Genomic DNA, 15338 nt, shown 5'->3' with positions numbered 1-15338 from the left:
TTTCATCAGACCATAGTATTCAGGCGGAAACGCCACTTTTGCGGCCCGTCGGAGCCGCACTCTGCCGATTCGCGCAGTCGACAGATACTTAGGCTGGCCAGCGAACCGAGGCGTTCATTGTGTGCGGCGCCATTTAATCATCGGATCCATGAACGGTCGCTTTCAGAGCGACCATTACCAGACTATAAAGCCTGTGTCATTACTATCTGCCCCGCCGTTGATTCAAAAGGAATGCTGTCATCACTATCCGCATTTCGCTCATAACAGACATTCATCGCCTGCAAACACTACGCGTCTTTTAAACATCTTTCCTGTTTGACATCAAACACAACTGCTCACCCGTTCGCACCCTTCACGGTGCATTCAGCACGTGAAGGCTTTGCGCTGCGGCTTGCGGCGTCGCCCCTGTGTCCTCCGCTTTTCGCCGGTCTGTCGTGTCGTCACGGCGATGCCGGAACCGAGAATATGTTAACCGTGGAGGATCTATGAACCAGACCGTGACCTGTGATGCTGTTCGTCTTGAGGGTGCGCAGCGCCTGACTTTCCTGCCTGATTTGTTTGGCGGCGATTTTATGACGTCCGAGGCATCCGTGTACGCCTATGCCCAGCGTTACTGCCCTGAGTATCAGGGGGGATTCTGGCAGTTTTACCGGCTGCCGGAAGGTGGCGGATATATGGCGCCTGACGTGGAGAGTCTGACCCTGTGCAATCCGGACAACTGGTTTGAGCAGACTGTCAGCGGGGAAGTGGCGGGGATCATCCTCACGGCGCTGGTACTGAATCACCGGAGCTGGCACCACAGCAACCATGACCATGAGGAGCTGTGCCGCCACTTCTGCCGCCGTTATGAGCAGCTTATGGCATTTGCTGATACCCATCCGGAAAGCGCCACGATCTGGCGTGCCCTTGACTGACTGACCACGGGCGGCGATGCCGCCCGACTAAAGGAGAAAAACATGATTGGTACAGCAAAAGAGATCGCCATCGAAATGCTGCGTGATGACGATAATGACGGCGAGAAATTTGTATTCGCCAGCTGGAGCCGGAACGATATTCGCGGTCTCTGCATTGACTGGGATCTCAGTGATGAAGAGATCGACGTGGTGATGGAAAGACTGGAGGCAGAGCTGTATCCCTCCGGATGTGTCCCTCTCATCTACAACATTGTTGAGATGATGGTGGAAGAAAAACGGAAACACCGTAATGTCACCATTCCGGCTGCGGCGCTTGCGGTGGTGATGCAGCTTGCAGGGAAGGAAATGGAGCGTATCGCTGTATGCGCGGAGGATGGAGGCGGATCAGCGGCAGAAACCCTGAAAGAAGAAAATGACGTCATGTTGAGCCTGCGCGCGGCGCTCGATGCCTGACTGAGAAACCGGAGGCATTGCCTCCGGAAACTGAAAAAAGGAGAACACCATGCAACTGTCACCGGAAACCCGCAGCATCCTGCGTCAGTATAAAACGCTCATCAACGAGCGACGTCGCGAATCAGGACTCAGCCCCGTAACCACAGCGAAAGTGCTGGATGAGATCTGCGAATCGGCTACCCGCCAGTGCGCCGTCTATCTTTGCGGCCACTTCATTCTCCAGGGCGGTCAGGGGGATGGAAAGTAAATAATCCGGGCGGGGCATAGGCGCCGCCTGTTCGCGCGCGAAAACCCTGTCATCCCTTCGGGCTGACGGACGGTAAGGCCAGCGCCTGCGGCGCTCCCCCCTCCCGCCCGGATGTAAGCCCGGAGAGATGCAGATGAAAGGCATTGTGAGGGCAAATTGTCACGGATACGGTCCTGCGTGGCGTGGCGTGGCGTGGCGTGGCGTGGCGTGGCGTGGCGTGGCGTGGCGTGGCGTGGCGTGGCGTGGCGTGGCGTGGCGTGGCGTGGCGTGGCGGCTCTGAAACCCGATCAGCAAATCCTCTGAAAACACCTGAATCCCTCCTCTGGCCCCCTTCGGCTCCCGGCCAGCGCTGCTGTCCGGTCGTCGAGCCCCACTCCGCTAGGGCGGCTGCTGCGCACCCGCCGGGCTCCGCCGAACCCCTTCGGGTTTCGGGCTGACGCTAGGGTCTGATGGCGAAGGTCAAGGGCTGCGGCTTCTCCGGCCGTACCGTCCGGAACGCCTTCACCGCGCCGGCTGATGCCGTCGCTTTAATGGCGCCACGCCGTTCCGACGTGTCGGGTGTGTGCATCCTGTTCCCCCGGTGAAGCCATCCCCCGTGTGTCCTCACGCGGAGGGCTTGTCGTAGCACCGTCGGGTCGTCATCCAAGGGGTGAAATGCACTCCGCCAAAACTTTTTGCGTGCCGCAAAAACTTTAGTCTCCGCCCCTTTCCTTCCTCCCTTCGCCGTTGCTCCTTTGCCCTTTGCCGCGAGAGAACTCACCAGGGAGATGGACAACCATCACCACAGGAGAAAACCAGGATGCACACACGAAACGTCAACGTCAAAACCGCCGCTCAAGAATCTTCCAGGAAGATGGGGGAAGAACAAAACCCTGTTTCTGTCGCACGGGCGTGGGTGGCTCAGGCCACCTCGCTGAAAGCGGGGGTCACCGTCACTCTGTCCGATGTGTCCCGATACGGCGACGTTCAGGTGGAGATCCGCACCAACGGAACGCTTAACTGGCACGCCTGGTCGTTTGAACCGGATTTTCTTATTGAACTGAAACGCAACCTGCAATACGTGCAGCTTTAACCGGAGGCCGGATGTCCGGCCTTGACCCAGAGAAGGAGGAAACATGCAGAACCTTAACACCCGTCCGGCGACCCGTAAGGTCGGGCAGAGCACTGAAATCGTGAAGCTGCTGCGCATTCAGGCCAGCGACACCCACGTGGTCGAGTTTGACAACGTGGACACCCGATTTAATGACTGCAACAACTGGCAGGTGATGGCAGGAGGCAAACGCGTCCTGTACAGCAACCGCATGTATGAGAGTTTTTCAGATGTGAAATCGGGGATCGTGGCAACGATCAACGTGTGTGAAAACAGCGGCAGCGTAACGGATAAAGCGATGCTGGAAGGGGCAAAAGTCATGATGCAGGTTCTTGATGCCTATCCGTCCTTTGCAGCACTGGCAGCACACCCGAAACGCATTACCGGTTAACCGGGTGCCGTGACCGGAGGGCAATCCGGCCACGGCTAACCACAACTATCACTGAGAGGTAAAAATCATGGTCGCCACCAATTCTACGGCAAAAAAACCAGCCAGGACCCACCCGTCAGACAAAATCTGCGGAAAAAATCGCGCAGTCTACCGAGCAGAAGCTCGTCCAGTTGCTCGCTGATACGCCCGTGCAAATCTTCCCGTACTCCCGCCTGTCACACACTGACTTAAACACGCGCATCATTCCGCATACCGATCAGGAAGTGGAAGAGATGGCAGACAGCATTCAGGCAATGGGCATCCTCCAGAACCTGATCGGTGCAGAACTGCCGGACGGTACGATCGGCATTGTCGGCGGGGAAGGTCGCCGCAGAGGCACAGGCATTCTGGTGATGCGCGGTGTGCTCGATGCAGACACGCCGTTTGTTCCGGTGAAAGTCCTGCCCGTTGAGATGGCTGTGGCGGCCTCGATGATCGAGAACGGTCGACGTAAAAACATGCATCCCGCCGAGCAGATTATCGGTTTTCGTACCCTTCAGCAGGAAGGTAAAACGTCCTCTCAGATCGGCGCACTGATGGGCTATCACCCGCGCCACGTTCAGCGCTGCCTGAAGCTGGCGAATCTTGCCCCCTCCCTGCTGGATGCGCTGGCGCGGGATGAAATCTCCCTTGAACAGTGTGAAGTCCTGACACTTGCTGATACCCATGAGCGTCAGGAGCAGGTCTGGAAAGAGGCTGTTGAACAGTGGCGCGATCCTGCCGTACAGACTCTGCGCAAAATGGTGACCGACGACAAGATGGCCATCAGTCACCCTATGTTTGAGTATGTGGGTGAGGAAGCCTATACCGCCGCTGGCGGTACGCTGACCGCCGACCTGTTCAGCGACAAGGACAGCACCTTTGCCGATGCGGCGCTGGTGAAATCTCTGCTGGCTGGCAAGCTCACCGTGCTCGCCGCTCGCGTTAAGCAGGAGCAGGGCTGGGGCTGGGCTGAGTTCCGTATGACGGAACTGCGTGCCAGCGGTGAGGACGGTGAACAGTACCGTTTTGCGATGCCGAAAGCTGTCCTGACGGAAGAAGAACAGAAGCGCGTCAGTGAGCTGGAAGAACAAATGGAAGCCACTGAAAGCTACGATGACGAATACGAGCTTCAGCAGGATATCGATGACATTTACTGCGAGGCGCAGTACCGCGAAGCAACGCCGGAATTTCGCGCCGCGCACGGAATCTGGGTGTCATGGGACGGTAGCAATTTTCAGGTTCAGCCTGGTATCCGCAAGCTGACCGACGAAGACCGGGCAGAAGAAGAACAGGCGCGTCAGGAGCGTGAAAGTAATGTGATCAGACACACCACGCCTGACATTCCCGCTGACGCCTATCCGGCAACGCTGGTTAAGGCCATGTCTGCGGAGCGCACTCTTGCCGTTCAGGCGGAACTGGCGGGTCGCCCCGATGTATCGGTGGCGCTCCTGACATGGACGCTGTGTCTTGCGCTCTTTGACCGCACCTACGGCAAGCGCAATGAACCGCTGAAAGCCTCCGTATCCTCGAATCAGTATCACCTTGCATCACTGGCTCCATCCGGTGAAGAAGGGAAGGCGCTGACGGCGCTCAATGCACAGAAAAAAGCGCTTCAGGCAACGCTGCCCGAAAACTGGCATCTCGATTTCACCTGGCTGCTGTCATGGTCAGCAGAGCAGGTGAACACCCTGCTGGGATTCTGTGCAGCGCACGGTATCAACGGTATTCAGGAACGTATGTATAACCATACGCAAAAAAGTGAACTGGACGGGCTGGAAGCGGCGCTGGACTTTGACCTGCGCAAATGGTGGCAGCCGGATGCTGAGAGCTATTTCGGTAAGCTCACGATTTCCCAGATTGGCAAAGCCTATGAAGAAGCCGGACTCAGCGCCCGTGCGGGTGAAGTTGTGAAGCTCAAGCGCCGCGATGCGGCGAAGGCCGCCGAGCAGGATCTGAATGCTCAGGGCTGGCTGCCTGACTGGATGGTGCGCACAGCGCCAGCCGCTGAGGCTGAAGAAGCCACTGAATCTGACGCTGATACCACTGACCACGCTGCTTAATTCCGGAGGCCGCCGCCTTCGGGCGGCGGGAACAGACATGACCATGCAATATGACCTGAACCAAATCAACACCCTGACCGCCACAGACCTGGAGTTTATCCGTCAGCAGGGAGAGGACGCGCGCCGCGCCCTCAGCGATGCCGTGACCGGCCTCCTGTCGACACCTGAAGGATGGCGTGTCTGCGCCGAATACCGCAGCGAGTTCGGCGGCTTCTTCCCTGTCCAGTGCCGCTTCAGCGCGGACGGCAGTGATGACTGGCATCTGTGCGTGTGCAGCCCGGGCGAAGTCTCGCCTTACTGGCTTCTGGTGCTGCTGTCCTCCGGCGGTGAAGTGGTGCGTACTCTTTACCAGAGCGACACGCTTCAGCCTGAACGGATAAACCAGCTGATCGCGCAGCTGGCAGGTATGCGCCGCTTTAACTGCACTGCCCGCACCGTGGCGAAGCTGATGAATGTGGAGGTGACAGCATGATCCCGTCCTCACACGCGCTCGTTTCCCTGAAGCCCGCCCGTCAGGCTGCAATACAGGCTATCAGCCATGTTGAGTCTGCCCGCGAACGCGGCGCACGACTGCCCGCCATGCCGTATGTGCGTACCTTTCTGCGTCTTCTCACGGGCAGCGGACGCCTCAACGCCACGGTGGCCAATAAAATACCTGGTCTGCACTGGGTGCCAAATAACCGTCATTCGAACCTGAAACAGGTCGAGGAGGCGCTTAACACGATGATCGCCACCAGTGGCGAAGCCTGCCCGCTGCCGCTCACAATTGACGTACAGGCCGAACTGTTTCCTGAGGTCATGCACACCCGCACGGGTCGACGGCTGCACAGGTCCGGCATTAAGACCACGCGTCAGATGCGCCGCCAGTCTCGTGAGTACGAACAGCGCTGGAAACTGCGCCAGAACCTGCTGGAGCAGGCGAAAATCGACCTGAATTTTCAGTCTCCGGAAACCGTCTGCACCTGGTACACCCGGTGGAGCGACGAGTTTGACGCGGCAGAGCTTGCTGCACCGTTCTGGCGCTGGCAGTCGCGGTTCGCGTCGCTGAAGGAACTTGACTGGCTTCGCATCAGCGGTGAGCCGCTGTATACAGTGATGTATGAAATCCCGTTTATTGTCCGGGAAACACCTGAGCAAGTTCGTGTCGCTGAACGCTGGCAGGTGCCAAATAAGCTGGCTGACCGGAGCGGTGTATGAAGTGGCGCTATTCCCTGCGCTGGAAATTGCCGCACAAGCCCTGCCCAGGTCCACTGGAGCTGGTTTCAGTTGTCGTGGAGGCAGGGCAGGCGGCACCTGAGGAGGTGATGGCACGCTGGGTTGCTGGCTCAGGTTACGCTGTTTGCGTGGATTTTCTCGGTCAGAAACAGATCCAGCGCTGGAGCGATGAACGGAAAGCCGCAGTGAGAAGGCGCAACATGCAGGCACGGATCAATCGTGTTGCCCCTTTGTTTGCCGATGAGTTAATCGAGCGTGAGCTGGCTGCACGTCCGGCATATTTCAATGGCAAGTCCGCCCGATGAATCAGATACCATGTTGTCTGACTGCTCAGACAAAACATATAAGGAAAGCAGAATTATGAGGTACTGGTTGCTCGTTATCTTCCTGAACGTGCTGTTCTATTTAATCGTTAAGCATGCTGCGCCAGAATGGCATGGTACGCCTGGTTATTATGCAGGCCAGATCATCTGCACACTAATAGCTCTGGTCATCACATGGCGTGATCCGCCTGGCTGGTTAGATGAAATCCTGCTCGGCGTAATGAAATACGGCGTTCTGAGTGCCGGGATCATCTTCTTTGTCTGGGGCGTCGGGTACAAGCTGGCATTCTGGGGGCAGGGTAATTCTGATGCCGAATTTGTAAGTGCATTTGACGTCATTTTGCCCAATCTTGCGCTGGTCACGGGCGTAGTGATCGCGGGATGGGGATACCTGAGATATTTCAGGCGATAAGCAGCATAAAGCGTGGATATACCTGGTAAGAAATAGCTCCTGCCCGGTATAATCGACGTGGCGCTTGAGGCTTTTTGCCTCATGACGTGAAGGTGGTTTGTTGCCGTGTTGTGTGGCAGAAAGCAGAAAGCCCCGTAGTTAATTTTCATTAACCCACGAGGCCACCTGTATGCCTAGACAACATCAGGATAGCCTCTTAGATGCCGCAAGGCAAGGAGAAGAAGGCCATGAAACTGCCGCGAAACACCCTGCTCTGGTGCGTATTAATAGTGTGTCTCACACTGCTGATATTCACTTACCTGACACGGAAATCGCTCTGCGAAATCCGGTACAGGGACACGGACAGGGAGGTGGCAGCTTTTATGGCTTACGAATCCGCTAAGTAGCTAACCCCGGCGGGGGAAACCCCCGCCATTCAGGGGCTGAGACTGTGTGGACATGCCTGAAGCGCCTTTATGAAGGGGTTGCCGGTTCGCTGGCAGCCCCTTTTTCCTTCCCGACGCGACCGCACGCCTGAACTTCCGGGAAGGGCTGTTCCCCTGCGGGGAACGGGGGAAGGGGGGACGCGCCTTCGGCGCTGCCCCTCTGCTCCCTCCGCCTTATCCACATTCCTGCCTTTCCTGCCTGATTTTGCTGAAGTCAGAGCGCCATGAGTCACCTGCCTGTATCTCGCTTCGGCCTGGTTTTCCCTGTGTTCTTCATCCCGGGCGTTATATCCGGCGTCCTGCTGGTTAACCTTCTCAGCTGCAGCTCAGTGGCCATAACCCAAAAGACGGGCAGGGCGATGGCCCCCTTCGGCTCCCGGCCAGCGTTGCTGTCCGGTCGTCGAGCCCCACTCCGCCAGGGCGGCTGCTGCGCACCCGCCGGGCTCCGCCGAACCCCTCCGGGTTTCGGGCTGACGCTAGGGTCTGATGGCTAAGGTCAAAAGCTGCGGCTTCTCCGGCCGTGCCGTCCGGAACGCCTTCACCGCGCCGGCTGATGCCGTCGCTTTAAGGTCGCCACGCCGTTCCGACGTGTCGGGTGTGTGCATCCTGTTCCCCCGGTGAGGCCATCCCCCGTGCGTCCTCACGCGGAGGGCTTGTCGTAGCACCGTCGGGTCGTCATCCAAGGGGTGAAATGCACTCCGCCAAAACTTTTTGCGTGCCGCAAAAACTTTAGTCTCCGCCCCTTTCCTTCCTCCCTTCGCCGTTGCTCCTTTGCCCTTTGCCGCGAGAGAACTCACCAGGGAGATGGACAACCATCACCACAGGAGAAAACCAGGATGCACACACGAAACGTCAACGTCAAAACCGCCGCTCAAGAATCTACCGGAAGATGTGATTCAAACCTCACCACGTCCCAGTTCACGGATCTGTTTTGCTGGGTCCTGGCAGCAACGGAAGGGGAGCCACAACCGGCAATTTTTACGCCGCCAGAAAATGCCACTGAGCTGACGCTAATAAATGACGAATGCCCGGATTATATCTCTGTCTGGGTTGTAGATGGTCGCCCGGTGGCAGCTGCAATGCCGCTGGATAATTTTCACCGCGTTATTTCTTCATCTCTAACTAAATAATCAGGAGTAAATAAAAATGGTCAGTTTCGCAAGCCGTTATCGTATGCCTACCTCGATCCGTAAAGACCGTCCGCTGACGAATGATGAATTACAGCGCATCGTTCCGAGCGCTTTCTCATCGGATAAACACGATTCACGCTCTGAACGTTATACGTATATCCCGACCATTAACATTCTTGATCGCTTACGTGATGAAGGTTTTCAGCCGTATTATGCAACGCAGTCACGTACACGTGACCAGGATAAACGCGACTTTACAAAACATATGCTTCGCCTGCGTCGTCATGACCAGATTAACGGAAAGGAAGTACCGGAAATTATTCTGCTGAATAGCCATGATGGTTCAAGCAGCTATAAAATGATCCCCGGTATGTTCCGTCAGGTTTGCAGTAATGGTCTGGTTGCATGGAAGGATTTTGGTGAAATCCGCGTACCCCACAAAGGGGATATTGTCGGGCAGGTTATTGAAGGCGCTTACACGGTGCTGAAAACATTCGACGCGGTTGATGAAAATATAGACCTCATGAAAAGCATTCAGCTCACTTTGCCTGAGCAGCGCCTTTTTGGTGCGACCGCCATGGAACTTAAATACGATGGAAAACCAGCGCCGATTACACCGGAGCAAATTATTAACCCTCGCCGTGTGCTCGACAGAGGCCAGGATTTATGGACCACGTTTAACGTGGTGCAGGAAAATGTGATCCGTGGGGGAATTCGTGGCAGAACGGAAAAAGGGAAGATGACCAGAACGCGGGAAGTCACCGGAATAGATGGTGACATCAAATTAAATCAGGTGCTCTGGAAAATGGCGGAGGAGTTTGCAAAACTGAAGGCCTGAAAATTAAGCCGCTCAACAGAGCGGCTTTTTACTGCCCGCTATGTGACGATGCTGTTTCTGCAATTTTAATATCATGCTCCTTTCCCGCAGCTGGCGCGAGACGTTCAGAAAGTAACTTTTTTCTGGCCAGTAATACACGATATATATTTTTGATGTCCTGTGCATAGGCCTTGCGCTGTACAATGAGCTTTTTGCTCGGTCCAGTATTATACATCCCCACGCTGTCCCAGTTTTTCCCGTATGACCGAAAGTTGTGCGCCAGTACCCATGCTCCCGTATAAACGCAGATACATGGATCATTTAACAGGCGCTCACGGGTAATATTGAAGTTTTTAAGTGTACCGTAATGGGAACTGTTTACCTGCATACCGCAGACATCTTCCGTTCCATTCCTGTTTGATCCATTTATCGCATCCGGTACCAGATGGCTCTCTTTAATCGAAATTGACATAAGCAGCAGCGGATCAATTTGGTAATCTTTCCCGGCCTGATCAAAGCACATCTGCGGAGCTGCGCCAGCAGATAGTGAAAGAGTCAGCAAAGCAGCAGGCAGTAACGATATTTTCATGGTTTGGCCTTTTAGCGAAATAAACGGGCTGTGGAGAGGCGCTTTAAAAAATACCCCGTCAGATCGTCGTAATCAAGTAAATTCACTACAAACGCGCGTGAGCGCTCTCTTGATGGGATTTAACACCTGTCCGAAATAAACATGTCAGAACAGTAGGAGGTATTAACATGCCGCTCTTTACTAACCCCCTTTAAAACATCACACCCCACGCAAGACTTCGTCTTGCAGATTTTTCTTTTAATTTCAGTTGGATGCCCGTAAGAATTTTGCGCGTTGTTGGATTAAGACCGTTAAATGTCGCACATACCGACACTACACTATCGTATAATCCTGATACCTGTTAGTGTCGGTATGTCACACATGTATCGTACAATTGTAGATATGCTTTAATTCCATTGAATTATATATCGCACAGTGTCACACTGTCGCACATCCTGGTGCTGGATTGTACTACTGTATAGAGCGTAAATTCACAGCAGTATCAATCCATTGCACCTTTGCGCAGCAATCTGAAAATCCACCAACAGGCTATATGTAGTGTCGGTTCCGACACTAACTTAAAACAGGTAAGAAATATGGGAAGAGTCGGCATCTACCTTAAAGATAAAATTGAACGCGAAGTTCGTGATATCGTTCAACAAGACCTGCAAAACGGCGCTAATGCCGGAGAAGCAAACATATCAGCTACCTGCAACGAATTAATCAGGCTTGGACTTCTTGTTTATAAGCGCGATGGCGAGGATGGCAACCAGTTTGATATTGAAGGATATCGCAGAGACCTCATAAGAAAAGCAGCCGGCTCACGTGAAGGCACAGTTCTCATTGCAACACTACTCGCTGAAATGTATTTAAAAATGACAGGAAAAGACGGCGAGGGAAGCCTGGAAGATACGCTCGATATGATTATTAGCGGCATAAATACAGCCGAGAACGAAGCGGAAGCAAGGCACTTCATCAACGAAAAGGAATAAATCTGCGAGCCGGACACTCCGGCTCGCATCGATCACTGAGACGATTTTTCATCCCAGGGGAGGTCACCTTTTTCCACCTCTCTTATTTTTTCCTTCAGGAAAACTTCAAACTCCATACAGAGAACTTTAAGTGCCTGAGCATCCTCGTTCTGGTCAAGCAACCTTTCCGTAAAATAACCCAGCGTATTCATCAGGCGGGTGAGCATTTCGTCATTCAGACTACGGTTATGCACCCTCGCCATTGCCCTGATTTCATCAGCAAGATTCTCGGGAATACGCATGCTATATCCGGTTGTTTTCCCCGGAAGCAAAATCCGCTCACCCTCACGCCACATCCACAATTGTTCCTGCTTGAGTGGGGTTTTAACTTCAGCCACAACTTCAGCAGATTCACTATCAAGTAATTTTCCAAGCCACTCCTCGAATCTTACCGCTAGCGCTATGAGCCGCTCACCCTCCGCAGTTTTAATGACTGGCTTACCCGGCTGATAATTTAGCGACAATAAAAGCCTGGCAATAATTTCCTCATTCACACTCCTGTTGCCAGCTCTGGCACATATTCTCAGCTCCATAAGCAAATTATCCGGAGCACGCAATCGCCACTCCACCGCTTCACCTGGCTGGAACTTACGCGGACGGCCGCGACCATCCCACATTTTCTCTTTAACTTTCATAGCTATAGATCCCGGAGGCCATTTCCGAACTTTCTGGTCAACAAAGCCTACTCACTTACATATTCGGATAAATCTGAATGATTCCAAAAAGTGTGACATGAGTCACAGTTTTTTTTTTTAGGGTCATGGGACAATTGCGCCCGCGTAAACAAGCACTTACGCGATTCACTTTTGTTTACTTCGGAGAAAACAAACATGTTAACCAAAGGCAGTGCCCTTAACGTCGGTAAGGGATGGGCGGTAGCGTCTTTATTCCGCAAAGCACGCGAAAATCGCAAAGCTAAATTTTACTTAAAGTCAGCAGGCGCTTTTTTAATTGCACTTATGGTCACTCACCCGGCATTCGCATCTGGTACAGACCTTCTTTCCTCACAAAACACCACGGTTAATTCAACCTTCGGTTCTGGTTCTTCACTGGTTAAATGGTTCTACATCGCCGAAATCATCATGGGCCTGTTTATTTACATTAAGGCCCGCTCACCACTGGTGTTCGTCGGTATCGTTATGGCAATCATCTTTACCCGTGTCGCCTTCGGCATCGCGAGCTAAATGATGAATGGGGAAGGAGATAAATATAACTTCCCGGAAACAATGAACCAGCAGGACCGTTATTTAGGCTTACCGATTGACGAGTTAATTGTTACCGCACCCCTATTAATTTTGGGGGTGCTTAACAACTTGTCACTTGAACTTGGTGTAATCGCGGGAATCCTCTGGTTTATCGTCAGATATCTGAAAAAAGGGCAGGGGTCATACTGGTTGCTTAATTTCTGTTACTGGCACCTGCCATCAATTTTATTCAAAGTAACCTTTCGCCAGATACCTGATTCAAGTTTCCGGCACTGGAGGGCATAGTTTTTCATGAAACTGAATATTAAAGGAGAGCGCGATAAACAACTCCGCTATGCGTTTATTGGTCTTTCAGCTTTAACTTTACTCATGGGCGCAGGGAATGTACTGACAGGGTCACTGGCATGGTATTTCGCCACAACCCAGAAAACCATCACCACGCCGTTAACGTTTAACCGCCCATTTGCATCAGATTCTAAAAGTGTCGATGCGACCGGTCTGACACAGTTCGCCGCTTCCTTTATTTACTGGCGACTCAACGTTACCCCGGAAAACATCGAACATAACCAGAAAATGATTCTTGGATTTGTCCCATCCGCCGAACGGGACGTACTCAAGAAAGCCCTGGACATAGAAACTGAGCGCATCCAGAAAGCGGGCATCACCACCCAGTTCGACACGAAAGAAATTCGCGTCATGGATGATGGCTCCGTGCAGTACAGCGGGGTACTGAAATCCTCCACCACAAACGGCGCAATCATCACGCCACTGAAAGACCAGGAAAAAACCTACCGACTGAAACTGAGTTATGACAACGGTGTGATTAACCTCCACAGCTTTGAAGAACTCAAGCCGGTATCTTCCACTAACTGACAGGACTGCCCATGAAATTTCGCATTTCACCGGCAGCTGCTGCTGTGTTTCTGGCAGCGGGATTATTTACCAGCGGCCTCCGGGCCGCTTCCGCACCCGCAGCCATTCCGTTTGAGAACGACGCCGCCTTTAACGTCACCCTCAGCAACACCAACCCGAGCAAGGTTGTTGTAGACGGAGAACTCATTACCAGCATCAGCGGACCAACCGGTGCGTATGACCAGAGCCAGACCGAGGACGGAGCGCTTATCCTGTCTCCGCTTGTCGGCCAGAACTTCACCCTGTTTATCCAGACTGACCACGGTTCATCGCTGAGCCTGAACGTCAGGCCGCAGCCGGGTAACGGCAAAACACTGCGCTTCACCCCGATGTCACCACCACTTCGCAAGAACGATGATGCGAAGGCATGGGAAGAAGGGCAGACCTATGAAAAAACGCTGGTTGCGCTATCCCGCGCCGTAGTCAATGGTCAGGTGCCGGACGACTACCGGGAATACCCGGTCAGCCGCATGCCGGCTTACACACCCGCCAGTGATGTACGCCTGACGCCTGAACGCCAGTTTGTGGGCAACCACCTGCGGGTTGTTCGCTTCCGGATGAGCAACCCGGGCAGCATCACCCGCAGCCTCCGCGAGCGCGATTTCTGGCGCAAGGGCGTCCGGGCCGTAATGCTGTCGCAGAATCAGCTCTACGCTGGCGGCGAAGGCTATGCCTGGATTGTGTTTTCAGATGACGGAGACGCCCGCCCATGACCATAAGCCTGAATGAAAACCTGAAAACCCGCCGCAAGCAGCTGGCCATCCTGGCCGCCGTCATCATTGGCGGCGCAGCTGCAGCAGGCGGCGTAATGTGGTACGGGCAATACCAGCAAAAACAAAAGCAACCCGCACCGGTTGCAACACCAAACCTGACCGGCGTTGTGACCGCGACGTTTAACGAGCAGGTCAACGATGCCGCGCTGACACAGCAGCAGGCAAAGACCTCCGCTCTTGAGCAAAACCTTGCCACGCTTGCTCAGCAGTTCGCGCAGAACAAGCTCACCACCGAGCAAAAGCTGGCTGAAAAGGATGCTGAAATTCAGCGCCTGAATGACCAGCTTACGAAAGCCCCCGGCAGCAACCAGACCACTGGCCAACAGACACCACCTGCTGGCCAGAACGGAACACCACTCCCCGGTCCTGTTGCTGCCGGCCAGGCCCGACCACCCGAATACAATGTGACCCCCGCAGGTGCACCGGCCGCCACTGGTGTGAATATGGGGCAGGGCGCAGCGTTCTATCCGGGCGGCTCTGGCCAGCGCATAACAGGCAGTCTCTCGACAACAAAGTTCAGCTACGACAGCCTGAAGAAAAGGCCAACCAAACTCCCCTGGATTCCATCCGGCTCATTCTCTGATGCTGTTCTGATTGAAGGTGCCGACGCGAACGCCAGCGTCACCGGCCAGCAGAATACCAGCCCTGTTACCATTCGCCTGCAGGGCAACATTCAGATGCCCAACAACAAGGAGTTCAACGCTGACGGCTGCTTTATTGTGGGTGAGATGTGGGGCGATATCTCCAGCGAGCGCGGAAACGTCCGCACCCAGTCCATCAGCTGCATCCTGAAAAACGGCAAGCACGTTGACATGGAGTTTCAGGGACATGTCAGCTTCCAGGGTAAAGGCGGCATTCGCGGCAAGCCCGTTATGCGAAACGGCATGATTGTCGGCTACGCCGGTGCAGCAGGCCTCCTGTCAGGCTTTGGCGAAGGTATCAAATCTGCCGCTACACCATCCGTCGGCCTCGGTGCCACAGCGGATGTCGGAGCCGGTGACGTGTTTAAGCAGGGCATAGGCGGCGGGGCCAGCAAGGCGGCCGACACGCTGAGCCAGTACTGGATTAAACGCGCTGAGCAGTACCACCCGGTAATTGATATCGGCGCTGGCAATCAGGTGACCGTTGTATTCCAGAAGGGTTTCCGCCTTGAAACCATCGAGGACGCCGAGGACGCGAAAGCGAAAGAGGAACTGCAGAAAGCCGGCAACGCCGCGCAGAATGCCGTAACTCCGCAACCGGCGAGCCAAACCACCGCATCCAGTACCACCTCAGTCGGCAATATCAACCCGGATGACGTTCTCCGTCAGGCCAGTCAGCTGCGCCTCGGTGACACCATCAACTGATGAGA

General features: G+C 54.3%; 22 protein-coding genes and 1 pseudogene. 21 read left to right on the top strand and 2 right to left on the bottom strand.

The genetic code is table 11. The features are described from left to right. The first annotated feature begins 485 nt into the window (after positions 1-485). The 15 genes and pseudogenes from ACMGGU_RS23720 (at position 486) to ACMGGU_RS23650 (ending at position 9519) form a co-directional block, all read left to right on the top strand. The gene (locus ACMGGU_RS23720) at positions 486-914 is read left to right on the top strand and encodes an antirestriction protein (protein ID WP_008502215.1); all 429 of its coding nucleotides are present in this window, start codon (positions 486-488) and stop codon (positions 912-914) included. A gap of 42 nt (positions 915-956) precedes the next feature. Beyond that, a complete protein-coding gene (locus ACMGGU_RS23715; protein ID WP_048209978.1) occupies positions 957-1367 on the top strand; it encodes a DUF1380 family protein in 411 nt (136 codons plus the stop codon). A 49-nt stretch (positions 1368-1416) separates the two neighbouring features. Next, positions 1417-1614 (top strand): hypothetical protein, encoded by a 198-nt coding sequence (locus ACMGGU_RS23710; RefSeq protein WP_023345621.1) that lies wholly within the window; start codon positions 1417-1419, stop codon positions 1612-1614. A 177-nt stretch (positions 1615-1791) separates the two neighbouring features. Further along, entirely contained in the window at positions 1792-1917 is a 126-nt protein-coding gene (locus ACMGGU_RS23705) for a hypothetical protein (RefSeq protein ID WP_301001518.1), read from the top strand. A 496-nt stretch (positions 1918-2413) separates the two neighbouring features. Beyond that, positions 2414-2686 carry a hypothetical protein gene (locus ACMGGU_RS23700; RefSeq protein ID WP_420301020.1) on the top strand — a complete coding sequence of 91 codons (273 nt, stop codon included), beginning with the start codon at positions 2414-2416 and terminating at the stop codon, positions 2684-2686. Positions 2687-2729: 43 nt separating this feature from the next. Beyond that, on the top strand, positions 2730-3095 hold the full coding sequence (locus ACMGGU_RS23695; RefSeq protein ID WP_420301019.1) for a hypothetical protein: 366 nt from the start codon (positions 2730-2732) through the stop codon (positions 3093-3095). A gap of 170 nt (positions 3096-3265) precedes the next feature. Continuing rightward, on the top strand, positions 3266-5176 hold the full coding sequence (locus ACMGGU_RS23690; RefSeq protein ID WP_420301018.1) for a ParB N-terminal domain-containing protein: 1911 nt from the start codon (positions 3266-3268) through the stop codon (positions 5174-5176). A gap of 37 nt (positions 5177-5213) precedes the next feature. After that, positions 5214-5648, top strand: a complete 435-nt coding sequence (gene psiB / locus ACMGGU_RS23685; RefSeq protein ID WP_407365203.1) for a conjugation system SOS inhibitor PsiB — start codon at positions 5214-5216, stop codon at positions 5646-5648. After that, the gene (locus ACMGGU_RS23680; RefSeq protein WP_407365204.1) at positions 5645-6373 is read left to right on the top strand and encodes a plasmid SOS inhibition protein A; all 729 of its coding nucleotides are present in this window, start codon (positions 5645-5647) and stop codon (positions 6371-6373) included. The genes psiB and ACMGGU_RS23680 overlap by 4 nt, the downstream gene beginning before the upstream one ends. After that, complete coding sequence (locus ACMGGU_RS23675; RefSeq protein WP_063617439.1) at positions 6370-6696, top strand: hypothetical protein; 327 nt, start codon at positions 6370-6372, stop codon at positions 6694-6696. The genes ACMGGU_RS23680 and ACMGGU_RS23675 overlap by 4 nt, the downstream gene beginning before the upstream one ends. A gap of 55 nt (positions 6697-6751) precedes the next feature. After that, positions 6752-7126 (top strand): hypothetical protein, encoded by a 375-nt coding sequence (locus ACMGGU_RS23670; protein WP_023345473.1) that lies wholly within the window; start codon positions 6752-6754, stop codon positions 7124-7126. A gap of 169 nt (positions 7127-7295) precedes the next feature. After that, positions 7296-7445: pseudogene (locus ACMGGU_RS23665) on the top strand (DUF5431 family protein); the annotation flags it as partial. Beyond that, positions 7393-7512 (top strand): type I toxin-antitoxin system Hok family toxin, encoded by a 120-nt coding sequence (locus tag ACMGGU_RS23660; RefSeq protein WP_223230179.1) that lies wholly within the window; start codon positions 7393-7395, stop codon positions 7510-7512. The pseudogene ACMGGU_RS23665 and the gene ACMGGU_RS23660, both read left to right, overlap by 53 nt. A gap of 875 nt (positions 7513-8387) precedes the next feature. Next, a complete protein-coding gene (locus ACMGGU_RS23655) occupies positions 8388-8681 on the top strand; it encodes a hypothetical protein (protein ID WP_072163962.1) in 294 nt (97 codons plus the stop codon). Between the two features lie 16 nt (positions 8682-8697). Continuing rightward, positions 8698-9519, top strand: a complete 822-nt coding sequence (locus ACMGGU_RS23650) for a DUF932 domain-containing protein (protein WP_420301017.1) — start codon at positions 8698-8700, stop codon at positions 9517-9519. A gap of 28 nt (positions 9520-9547) precedes the next feature. On the opposite strand, the gene ACMGGU_RS23645 is transcribed toward ACMGGU_RS23650, so the two are convergent. After that, positions 9548-10087, bottom strand: coding sequence for a lytic transglycosylase domain-containing protein (locus ACMGGU_RS23645; RefSeq protein ID WP_420301016.1), 540 nt, complete (start codon positions 10085-10087; stop codon positions 9548-9550). Between the two features lie 575 nt (positions 10088-10662). Here ACMGGU_RS23645 and ACMGGU_RS23640 point away from each other — a divergent pair. Then, complete coding sequence (locus ACMGGU_RS23640) at positions 10663-11058, top strand: conjugal transfer protein (RefSeq protein WP_029403780.1); 396 nt, start codon at positions 10663-10665, stop codon at positions 11056-11058. 32 nt (positions 11059-11090) lie between these two features. On the opposite strand, the gene ACMGGU_RS23635 is transcribed toward ACMGGU_RS23640, so the two are convergent. Continuing rightward, positions 11091-11732: an Arc family DNA-binding protein gene (locus ACMGGU_RS23635; RefSeq protein ID WP_420301015.1), complete on the bottom strand. Its 642-nt coding sequence runs from the start codon at positions 11730-11732 to the stop codon at positions 11091-11093. 195 nt (positions 11733-11927) lie between these two features. On the opposite strand from ACMGGU_RS23635, the gene ACMGGU_RS23630 reads away from it, so the two are divergent. From ACMGGU_RS23630 to traB, 5 genes are read left to right on the top strand one after another with little or no spacing between them, the layout of a single operon-like run. Next, entirely contained in the window at positions 11928-12281 is a 354-nt protein-coding gene (locus ACMGGU_RS23630) for a type IV conjugative transfer system pilin TraA (protein ID WP_032645467.1), read from the top strand. 3 nt (positions 12282-12284) lie between these two features. After that, positions 12285-12587 carry a type IV conjugative transfer system protein TraL gene (gene traL / locus ACMGGU_RS23625; RefSeq protein ID WP_208557651.1) on the top strand — a complete coding sequence of 101 codons (303 nt, stop codon included), beginning with the start codon at positions 12285-12287 and terminating at the stop codon, positions 12585-12587. A gap of 6 nt (positions 12588-12593) precedes the next feature. Then, the gene (locus ACMGGU_RS23620; protein WP_032641264.1) at positions 12594-13175 is read left to right on the top strand and encodes a TraE/TraK family type IV conjugative transfer system protein; all 582 of its coding nucleotides are present in this window, start codon (positions 12594-12596) and stop codon (positions 13173-13175) included. Positions 13176-13186: 11 nt separating this feature from the next. Then, a complete protein-coding gene (traK, locus tag ACMGGU_RS23615; protein ID WP_023338038.1) occupies positions 13187-13927 on the top strand; it encodes a type-F conjugative transfer system secretin TraK in 741 nt (246 codons plus the stop codon). Positions 13928-13929: 2 nt separating this feature from the next. Beyond that, the gene (gene traB, locus ACMGGU_RS23610) at positions 13930-15333 is read left to right on the top strand and encodes an F-type conjugal transfer pilus assembly protein TraB (protein ID WP_208557652.1); all 1404 of its coding nucleotides are present in this window, start codon (positions 13930-13932) and stop codon (positions 15331-15333) included. The last annotated feature ends 5 nt before the right edge of the window (positions 15334-15338 follow it).

The sequence above is a fragment of the Enterobacter sp. BNK-8 genome, assembly GCF_048685095.1.
In the GTDB taxonomy this organism is placed as follows: Bacteria; Pseudomonadota; Gammaproteobacteria; order Enterobacterales; family Enterobacteriaceae; genus Enterobacter; species Enterobacter quasiroggenkampii.
The sequence above is the reverse complement of the archived record's forward strand: the minus strand, read 5'-3'. Positions and strand labels throughout refer to the sequence as shown.

Coding starts and splice junctions, on each gene's coding strand:
- ACMGGU_RS23720 (WP_008502215.1), top strand. CDS start 486: ATGAACCAGACCGTGACCTGTGATGCTGTTCGTCTTGAGGGTGCGCAG.
- ACMGGU_RS23715 (WP_048209978.1), top strand. CDS start 957: ATGATTGGTACAGCAAAAGAGATCGCCATCGAAATGCTGCGTGATGAC.
- ACMGGU_RS23710 (WP_023345621.1), top strand. CDS start 1,417: ATGCAACTGTCACCGGAAACCCGCAGCATCCTGCGTCAGTATAAAACG.
- ACMGGU_RS23700 (WP_420301020.1), top strand. CDS start 2,414: ATGCACACACGAAACGTCAACGTCAAAACCGCCGCTCAAGAATCTTCC.
- ACMGGU_RS23695 (WP_420301019.1), top strand. CDS start 2,730: ATGCAGAACCTTAACACCCGTCCGGCGACCCGTAAGGTCGGGCAGAGC.
- psiB (WP_407365203.1), top strand. CDS start 5,214: ATGACCATGCAATATGACCTGAACCAAATCAACACCCTGACCGCCACA.
- ACMGGU_RS23680 (WP_407365204.1), top strand. CDS start 5,645: ATGATCCCGTCCTCACACGCGCTCGTTTCCCTGAAGCCCGCCCGTCAG.
- ACMGGU_RS23675 (WP_063617439.1), top strand. CDS start 6,370: ATGAAGTGGCGCTATTCCCTGCGCTGGAAATTGCCGCACAAGCCCTGC.
- ACMGGU_RS23670 (WP_023345473.1), top strand. CDS start 6,752: ATGAGGTACTGGTTGCTCGTTATCTTCCTGAACGTGCTGTTCTATTTA.
- ACMGGU_RS23655 (WP_072163962.1), top strand. CDS start 8,388: ATGCACACACGAAACGTCAACGTCAAAACCGCCGCTCAAGAATCTACC.
- ACMGGU_RS23650 (WP_420301017.1), top strand. CDS start 8,698: ATGGTCAGTTTCGCAAGCCGTTATCGTATGCCTACCTCGATCCGTAAA.
- ACMGGU_RS23645 (WP_420301016.1), bottom strand. CDS start 10,087: ATGAAAATATCGTTACTGCCTGCTGCTTTGCTGACTCTTTCACTATCT.
- ACMGGU_RS23640 (WP_029403780.1), top strand. CDS start 10,663: ATGGGAAGAGTCGGCATCTACCTTAAAGATAAAATTGAACGCGAAGTT.
- ACMGGU_RS23635 (WP_420301015.1), bottom strand. CDS start 11,732: ATGAAAGTTAAAGAGAAAATGTGGGATGGTCGCGGCCGTCCGCGTAAG.
- ACMGGU_RS23630 (WP_032645467.1), top strand. CDS start 11,928: ATGTTAACCAAAGGCAGTGCCCTTAACGTCGGTAAGGGATGGGCGGTA.
- traL (WP_208557651.1), top strand. CDS start 12,285: ATGAATGGGGAAGGAGATAAATATAACTTCCCGGAAACAATGAACCAG.
- ACMGGU_RS23620 (WP_032641264.1), top strand. CDS start 12,594: ATGAAACTGAATATTAAAGGAGAGCGCGATAAACAACTCCGCTATGCG.
- traK (WP_023338038.1), top strand. CDS start 13,187: ATGAAATTTCGCATTTCACCGGCAGCTGCTGCTGTGTTTCTGGCAGCG.